The sequence below is a fragment of the Virgibacillus sp. JSM 102003 genome, from assembly GCF_041949995.1.
Classification (GTDB): Bacteria; Bacillota; Bacilli; order Bacillales; family Amphibacillaceae; genus Lentibacillus.
Window position 1 is genome coordinate 95450 of the sequence record NZ_JBHFQH010000016.1, and the last position, 7246, is coordinate 102695.

Here is a 7246-nt window from a genome sequence, read left to right on the forward strand (position 1 = left end):
CCCCCCCTTTCCAAAATGCTTTATATCTATATCTTAACTCGCTTTAATCGAAGTGAGTTAGAAACAACACTGACTGAACTTAAAGCCATAGCGCCGCCTGCAATCCACGGTGCCAATAAACCGACAGCAGCTATCGGGATACCAGCGCTATTATAGGCAAATGCCCAAAATAGATTTTGGCGAATATTTTTGATTGTAGCTTTACTGATTTTAATTGCTTTTGGTATCAGTAGCAATTCACCGCCCATTATTGTCACGTCCGCAGCTTCAATTGCAACTTCTGTACCAGTACCAATGGCAATGCCAATATCAGCGATAGCCAAGGCAGGTGCATCGTTGACACCATCACCAACCATAGCTACCTTTTTACCTAGCAACTGGACTTCTTTAACTTTATCCGCTTTTTCCTCAGGTAAAACTTGAGCGATGACCTGATCAATACCTACCTGTTTTGCGATTGCCCGGGCAGTTCGTTCATTGTCGCCTGTCAGCATTATTACTTCCAAGCCCTGCTCTTTCAATTGACTAATTGCTTCAACGGCTGTTTCCTTAATTGTATCTGCTACCGCAACAATCCCACGATATTCACCATTTACAGCTATTAGCATCGCCGTTTTTCCATCGGTCTCATAATTAATCATTTCTTCTTCAGATTGAGCAATTTCTACACCATTTTCAGTCAATAATTTTCTGCTTCCTACAAGTATCTGATTATCGGAAATTACAGCACGTATACCTTGGCCGGGTACTGCTGTGAAACTAGTTGCATCTTTTAATGCAATACTTTTTTCCGTAGCATATGCAACAACTGCCTCTGCTAAAGGATGCTCTGAGCCTTTTTCAGCACTGGCCAATAGTTTGAGTGTTTCTTCATCACCAGTAAAATCAGTCACTTCCGGTTTACCTTTTGTAATCGTTCCTGTTTTATCCAGAATAATAGTATCCAACTGATGTGTACGCTCCAGATGTTCGCCGCCTTTAAACAAAATACCAGATTCAGCAGATTTACCCGTACCAACCATAATGGAAGTCGGTGTTGCAAGACCTAAGGCACAAGGGCATGCAATGACAAGCACTGCAATAGCCACTACTAATGCTGGTTCAAATGCACCTGGTGTTACAAAGGAAATCCAGATAATAAATGTCAACATAGCGATACCGACAACAATTGGAACAAAGTAACCCGAAATAACGTCTGCCAGGCGCTGAATTGGCGCTTTTGTACTTTGTGCATCTTCCACCGCTTTAATAATTGACGCAAGGGCTGTGTCCTTACCAACCTTAGTTGCTTCCATTTCGACCCTACCATTTTTATTCATCGTTGAGCCGATCACATTTGACTGTTCATCTTTTTCAATTGGAATTGATTCCCCTGTAATCATTGATTCATCAACAGATGTCTTTCCTTTTACAACGATTCCGTCGACAGGGAATTTTTCACCTGGTTTTATAATCAAGTGATCACCAACAGCCACATCCTCAACCGCAATCATCACTTCTTCACCATTACGGATAACACGTGCCTGTTTTGCTTGTAAATCGAGCAATTTTGATAATGCAACCGTTGTTTTGCTTTTCGCATTTGTCTCCAGATATTTTCCAAAAAGAATTAATGTAATTAATATTGCACTTGTCTCAAAATAAAGATGCGGCATATATCCGGGATTACCAATTGTTTTCAAAGCTTCGTATAGACTATAGAAATACGCGGCACTTGTACCCAAAGCAACCAGGACATCCATATTTGCCCCACCATTGCGCAAGTTTTTGTAAGCACCAACATAAAATTGCCAGCCAATGACGAATTGGACAGGTGTTGCTAATGCAAATTGGAACCACGGATTAAGCAGAATAGCTGGTACGTTCATTCCAGATAAATGAACAAGCATCGTTATTAAAAGCGGTGCCGAAAGCAAAGCAGAAATGATCAGTTTTGTCTTCATTTGATTTAACTGCTTTTCTTTCTGTGTCTTTTTATCTTCCTGATTTGCTTTTATTTTAGCATCATAGCCAAGTTTCTGAATCCTGCCAATGATATCAGCTTCTTCCATCAACCCTGGATTATATTCAACAGCAGCACTTTCAGTAGCTAAATTTACACTGGCAAGCTTAACACCAGTTTGTTTATTCAGCACTTTTTCTATTCTGCTAGAACAGGCTGCGCAAGTCATGCCATAAACATCTAATTCAGCATTTTCAGTTTGAACACCATAGCCTAACTTTTCGATCTTAGCCGTTATATCATCATAGGTCGTTGTAGATGGATTATAGTCAACGGTTGCCTTTTCGGTTGTTAAATTGACCTTTGCTTCCACACCATCCATTTTGTTTAGTACTTTTTCTATTCTATTGGAACAGGCTGCACAAGTCATGCCTGTCACACCTAGTTGTGTATGTTGATTTTCTTCTGAATCACTCATATATACCCCCCTTTACTTGGAAAACTGTTTCAATACCTCAAGAAGCTCATCAATTGCTTCATTTCCATTACCGGATTGTACTGCATCGCTGACACAATGCTTCGTGTGGCGCTCAGCTATAGAGAAGCCTACTTTTTTTAAAGCAGCATTAATTGCACTTATTTGAACTAATATATCTATACAATAACGATCTTCTTCAACCATTTTTTGAATACCCCGTACTTGGCCTTCAATTCGCTTCAGCCGGTTAGCGACAGCCTGTTTCTCATCTTCTGTTCGAGGCGTAACCGGATGGTCATGCATGTATTCTCCCAATTGCTTCACTTCCTTTCAATCTTTGATTTCAATATACCCCCTATATGTATTTTTGTCAATAGATAACTTTTATAAAAAAAGATGGTAATACAAAAGATTTCCACGGATGTATAATATACTATAATTTAACTTTATACCCTCGTATGGTATTGCATATTGATGGTTGTCGGTGAATATAATACTATTGGACAACTAACGATCGGAGTTGAAAAGATGTCGATTGGATTATTTTTTATAATAGGAACGTGTTGTATTCAGGTACTGGCAATTATCACGTATATTACTTACTACCGAAAATGGGTAACCAAAATGTATGGAATGATGATTTCCATGGCGGTTGCTATGATGGTAGGTATATTAATGGGAACAATTTTAGGGGTATTCAACCAAGGAGATCTATTTGCCTCAACCATTTTGTCTATCTTAATCGGTTTAATTGTGGGATTCATTGCTGGAATGCCTGTTGGGTTGCCGGCTGTCATCGATGGCATGATAGCTGGATTAATGGGTGGCATGATGGGGGCAATGCTTGGAGATATGTTGGCTATGGCCAGACCCGAAACTATTATAAAGATCATGGCACTTATCGTGACCATGATTTTGCTGCTGGTTTTATACACAGCCGAAGACCTAATACGTAGAAAATCTGATAAAATAGTATATTCTTTTTTCAAATATCCCTTTGTTCTTCTATTTATCATTGCTTTTCTTTTTCTTGGATTAACCAAGTTGGAAATAAAATAAACCAACGGAGTTTGCTAATAGTGAACTACCCTATCCCTCAGTTACTTTTCAGGATGCTAATGTTAGGGATAGTTCACCTTTCTAGGGCTATTCTACATTTCTTCTTTAATTCCTTTTCTTACAAGAATCCAGTTAGCAGGATAACTGGTCAGGAATCCCAGAATCATTGCTATTTGCATCATGAACCAATAGGATGCCTCATTTGGTTTTGGCGGCTGAGCAAATAGGACATAATGAACAATTGCCATCCACCCGAACATTCCAATTTCAAAGGCTATTAGCGACAGAGTATCTGCCTTAATGGCTGCTTTAATTGATCCAACTATTCCCTGATCCTTATTCATGGGATATATGGCATAAAACTGGAATACAATCCCAAATATATACGCCAATAGAAATTCAACAACAAAATGAGCAAATAAGGTCGACCCAATCACAGCCATTCCTGTTAATGCTACGATTGGTACACCTGCTGCGTCTCCAACAGTGCACCCCGCCGAACAATGGCTAGTGGATACAAATACCTTAGCAGGTTTACTTCGACGGTCTTCACCCTGTATTTTCTTTGCTTTTAATCTACCCCACTTAAAATATGTCCATAACGCAAATGGGCCAAAAAACCACCCATTTATCGGCCAAACCACATTCATTATTTTCATCATCTGCGGATATCTAATAACATCAATAACAATGATTAATGAACTAATTAACCCTATTGTTAACGCAATCCATGAAATAATTGTTAAGAGCATATTATCACCTTATCTTGTTAAAACATTCTGCTTGATTAATACCCGGCTGAGTATAAAATAAACGTTTCAAGTGAGTTAAACAAACAAAAGGATTATCAAAATTGAAATAGTCCCTGGGTTACTTATCGTATATTAATTAAGTCAAACACCATTCACTGTTTTGGCTTAAATTCTTCCATAAGCAATTGTTCTGCCTGCGGAAAGGATAGACCCATTTTCCAGCCGCCCATTCCATATAGATTATATTCTTTCACAAGGCGGTATTTCGCTAAAATTGACCTCGCATCCTCAAACCACACTTCATGCTGATCACCACTTTTATCATTATATCTAAACCACGGCTGATGAGTTTCCTCATTATAATGAATAACTGAGCCATGATCAAGAGCTAACTTAATTGCATGTTCCTGGGCATATGCACTCCCTTGTTCTTTGTTATCAATATTCCAGTCATATGCATACATTGGAATTCCAAGAATGATTTTGGAACGCGGAACTGCAGATATTGCATATTCGATGGTTTCTCTAACCTTACCTAGGGGAGCAATAGCACCAGCAGGCCCTCCAGACCAATGCCAATCGTAGGTCATAAGAAACAAAGAATCCACGGTTTTTCCAAGTGTTTTATAATCATAACCAGAATAATAATCTGGATAACGGTCCCCTTGCATTGGTGGCAACGTTACATTAACTTTCATACCAACCGGATGAAGCTTGGCTGTAAGTTCCTTTATAAATTGATTAAAGTTTTCACGATCATTGTTTTTAATTCGTTCAAAGTCAATAATGACTCCTTTATAATCATTCTCATGTAGAACAGAATAAATATTATTAATCAGCTTCCTTCGAGTATTTGTATTGCCAATTACTTGATGGGCTAATTCGTCGTCAAATCCGTTAGAACTTAAATTAGTTATTGTTGCATACGGGATTAAGTTGTTCTTCCATGCCATTTTTACAGTGATCTCAGCAGGCATTTTACTGAGATTTCCTTGTGAATCAGGATGGTATTCAAAAAAACCAATAGTAGATATAAGATTTTTATAATGCTTTAATAATGATTTATTTGCCTTCTCGCCTTCAGGCACCATAAAAGCACCAGTGAAAATTTCCTTTTTTGGACTAGAAGGAATAGTTAATTTTTGGTTAGGGTATAGAATGTTTTTCTCCAGACTATTTGTGGACTTTATCTTTTCAATTGAAGTTGAATGACGTTGTGCAATCTCCCAAATACTTTCACCTGCTTGAACAATATATTGATTACCTGGAATTAATAACGGTAATCCAGGACTAATTACATCTTTATATGGAAGACCATTGGAGTTTACTATCTTTTCTACTGACGTTCCATATGTATTTGAAATTCCCCATAAGCTCTCCCCTTTTTTTACAACATGAATGACACTTGCAGAGGTTACTTGGGGAAGAAGTAAAATACATAAAAGAACAGTAATTACGATTTTAGTTTTATGCATCATTATTCTCCTAACAAGTTAATACCTATATTGTCTCTCTCATCTACTAAAATCATGTATAGGTTTTACACTAAATAATTGTTAGAGGTTTGCGCCAAAACGTATGCTAATTGCTCTGGATTATATAATAAGGAATTGAAATATTGCGACTCGGAATGAGGATCTGCTATCAAACGAAATGAATCCTCATTCCGTTAAATAGCAGAAAAGGTGCTCTCGGAAGGGTGAGACGGATCCTCGTTCCGCTATTAGTAGAAAATCAGTCAAATTTGAGGCAAAAATGACAAATAGCGGAATGAGGATCCGAACCCAAGCTTAAAACGAGGGTTTTCAAGGAAATAACGGAATGAGGATCCGCCAGCCAGTCGAAGGGGATCCTTATTCCGTTAAAAAATGGATTTTTAACAATAGCGGCGAAATATATACTAAATTTAAAATAACATTTATTCTTCCAAAATTAATCCGGTTATGAAACTTTAATTTTCACTTACATAAGTTCCACCTATCATATCGTGTATTGCTCTTCTGTCTTCTCGTAATATGACCATAAAAATACTTATTACTAAGGATGTTCCAAGTGTGACAATACCAATAAGGTGAAAACCTACAAGCTCTCTTAAAAAGGTATTGGAAATTTTAACATCGCCACCATCTGTTCGTTTTAATTTGATATCACAAATTCGTTTACCCATAATATATCCGGCCCATAACACAGGGATTACAATTAAGTATAATGTGTAAAATAAATCCCAAATCAATCCTTTATTCCAAGCAATACTGTAATCTCCCGTAAAAACATAAAATAAACTACCAATTAAAATTGAAAAAATGGTAACATCTAAAAATCTTGCTAATAATCTTTTACCAAATTCAGCATAACTTTTCACGATAGCCCCCCTCCCTTTGTCGTATTTTTTTCCTTAAAAATTGATTGTTGAATTCCCTAAACTAACCTGTCATGTCTGGTTAAGCACCGTTAGTGATCTTTATATCTAGTTTAACAGAAATATTCAGATTACGTTATAATATTAAGTGACAGCTAGTCAATTTCACACGAAACTGTAGGTCAAAATGCAGGCTAGCACTTAACCAAAAATACCATTATACCAATAAAAATAACCATCATTTTGATGACAAAATGATGGTTACTCTTCTTTTACTATTCTAATGATTAATGGCTTTTATCATTTGCCTGGCGGCGTCCTACTCTTGCAGGGGCAAAGCCCCAACTACCATCGGCGCTGGAGAGCTTAACTGCTGTGTTCGGCATGGGAACAGGTGTGTCCTCTCCGCTAATGCTACCAGACATACTGATGTTTTGTGTTTAAACAGAACATCTTAGCCTTAGGTTTTCAAAATTTTATACCCTAAAAACTAAATAAGAGCTTCACAACAACGTTTTATCCAGTATTGATTAGTTAAGTCCTCGATCTATTAGTATCCGTCAGCTCCACGTGTCACCACGCTTCCACCTCGGACCTATCAACCTCATCGTCTCTGAGGGATCTTACTCACTCGAAGTGATGGGAAGTCTCATCTT

The 7246-nt window shown here is 37.7% G+C and carries 6 protein-coding genes and 2 rRNA genes; 1 reads left to right on the top strand and 7 read right to left on the bottom strand.

The window, feature by feature from the left end; translation table 11 throughout:
• Nucleotides 1-26: 26 nt before the first annotated feature.
• A complete protein-coding gene (locus tag ACE1TG_RS16705; protein WP_375053544.1) occupies nt 27-2420 on the bottom strand; it encodes a heavy metal translocating P-type ATPase in 2394 nt (797 codons plus the stop codon).
• Nucleotides 2421-2432: 12 nt separating this feature from the next.
• On the bottom strand, nt 2433-2723 hold the full coding sequence (locus ACE1TG_RS16710) for a metal-sensing transcriptional repressor (RefSeq protein ID WP_375053552.1): 291 nt from the start codon (nt 2721-2723) through the stop codon (nt 2433-2435).
• 168 nt (nt 2724-2891) lie between these two features.
• Here ACE1TG_RS16710 and ACE1TG_RS16715 point away from each other — a divergent pair, with 168 nt between their 5' ends.
• Complete coding sequence (locus tag ACE1TG_RS16715) at nt 2892-3479, top strand: hypothetical protein (protein WP_375053545.1); 588 nt, start codon at nt 2892-2894, stop codon at nt 3477-3479.
• 92 nt (nt 3480-3571) lie between these two features.
• On the opposite strand, the gene ACE1TG_RS16720 is transcribed toward ACE1TG_RS16715, so the two are convergent.
• From ACE1TG_RS16720 to ACE1TG_RS16740, 5 genes are all read right to left on the bottom strand, one after another.
• On the bottom strand, nt 3572-4231 hold the full coding sequence (locus ACE1TG_RS16720; RefSeq protein ID WP_375053546.1) for a DUF4396 domain-containing protein: 660 nt from the start codon (nt 4229-4231) through the stop codon (nt 3572-3574).
• 152 nt (nt 4232-4383) lie between these two features.
• On the bottom strand, nt 4384-5706 hold the full coding sequence (locus ACE1TG_RS16725) for a glycoside hydrolase family 18 protein (protein ID WP_375053547.1): 1323 nt from the start codon (nt 5704-5706) through the stop codon (nt 4384-4386).
• A 476-nt stretch (nt 5707-6182) separates the two neighbouring features.
• Complete coding sequence (locus tag ACE1TG_RS16730) at nt 6183-6593, bottom strand: RDD family protein (RefSeq protein WP_375053548.1); 411 nt, start codon at nt 6591-6593, stop codon at nt 6183-6185.
• A gap of 303 nt (nt 6594-6896) precedes the next feature.
• Nucleotides 6897-7012, bottom strand: a 5S ribosomal RNA gene (rrf, locus tag ACE1TG_RS16735).
• 108 nt (nt 7013-7120) lie between these two features.
• Nucleotides 7121-7246: ribosomal RNA gene (locus tag ACE1TG_RS16740) — 23S ribosomal RNA — on the bottom strand; the annotation flags it as partial.